Below are 1,492 nucleotides of genomic sequence, written 5' to 3'. Positions count from 1 at the left end.
CCGTTGCACCGGGTCTTGCTGATGCGGCTGCTGTTGAAACAAGAGTGGGCTTCAGGCCGTTTACACCCGGATTTCTGCCGGTCGTAGGGGCCGTGCCGAATGTTCAAGGCCTGTATGCTGCAAACGGTTTGGGTGCTTCTGGACTGACGATGGGGCCGTTCTTGGGTGCAGAGCTCGCAAAACTCGTTCTCGGAAAGCAGACTGAAATCGACCTTGGCCCGTATGATCCAGCCGGAGCGCTTGCATAATAAATAAAGGTTTAACAAACAAATAGTATAAAGCTGTTCTAGCTTTTCTTTTCTGTATGTGTTAGCATTTATCTTTAATGAAAAAGAGGACGTGAACTGATTTTGATAAAAATTGATATACCCGCACCGAATGTCACCATCACTGAACGACAGCAGTCAGCTAATGATAACGAGCCGAAGATAAAACCGATTCACGGATTCATTGACTTTCACCAGATCCCAAGGGACAAAGGCGGCATTTTTATGTTTTACAACATTCATGACGAGCTGCTGTTTGTCGGTAAAGCCAGAAAGTTAAGACAGAGAATTAAGAAGCATTTCGAAGACACTGTTTCACCGATCAAACATCACAGAGACGAAGTATATAAAATTGAGGTATGTGTAGTTGATGATCCAATGGAAAGAGAGATTTACGAAACATATATCATCAATACACAGCACTCGAAGTACAACATAGACAAGGTATTTTTTAAATAAGACGTCAGTCTGCGGATTGAACAGCGAAGCCAGAGCTTAAGTCAAGTTCTGGCTTTTGATTTGGGCATTTTTTCGCATATAGACCATTTGTCTGTCATTCGAATAAATTATTGAGAAATTTCAGAAAATAATATTGACAATCCTACCCGCGGACTTTAATATAACAATATATAATGTTATATAACGTTATATAATAAAAACGGGGAGTGAAGGATTTGAGTCAGGCCACAGCAAAAGTAAATCGTGAGGTTCAAGCTTTCTTGCAGGATTTGAAAGGGAAAACCATTGATCATGTATTCTTTGTCGCATGCGGAGGGTCTTCTGCCATTATGTATCCGAGTAAGTATGTGTTTGACAGAGAGTCAAAATCAATAAACTCCGACCTCTACAGCGCCAACGAATTTATTCAGCGCAACCCTGTTCAGCTTGGTGAAAAGTCTCTTGTTATTTTGTGCTCGCATTCGGGAAATACCCCGGAGACAGTCAAAGCTGCTGCGTTTGCAAGGGGAAAGGGTGCACTTACGATTGCGACGACGTTTAAACCGGAGTCTCCTTTAGCGCAGGAGGCGCAATATGTTGCCCAGTACGATTGGGGTGATGAGGCGCTTGCGATCAATACAAACTATGGCGTTTTGTATCAAATCGTTTTTGGCACCCTGCAAGTATTAGAAAACAATACGAAATTTGAGCAGGCAATTGAAGGCTTAGATCAATTGCAGGCTGTATATGAAAAAGCCCTTAAGCAGGAAGCTGACAACGCCAAGCAA

General features: G+C 42.6%; 2 protein-coding genes and 1 pseudogene. All 3 read left to right on the top strand.

What is annotated here, in order from left to right; genetic code table 11:
- A partial coding sequence (locus tag ACWHAR_RS21095; RefSeq protein WP_452087719.1) for an NAD(P)/FAD-dependent oxidoreductase occupies nucleotides 1–248 on the top strand: 248 nt, incomplete at its 5' end.
- 102 nt (nucleotides 249–350) lie between these two features.
- Complete coding sequence (locus tag ACWHAR_RS21090) at nucleotides 351–725, top strand: nucleotide excision repair endonuclease (protein ID WP_003228617.1); 375 nt, start codon at nucleotides 351–353, stop codon at nucleotides 723–725.
- A gap of 215 nt (nucleotides 726–940) precedes the next feature.
- Nucleotides 941–1,492, top strand: a pseudogene (gene frlB, locus ACWHAR_RS21085) (fructosamine deglycase FrlB); the annotation flags it as partial.

The organism is Bacillus sp. LR--39, from assembly GCF_053613335.1.
Note: the sequence above shows the minus strand (reverse complement) of the source record. Positions and strands in the feature narration are given on the sequence as shown.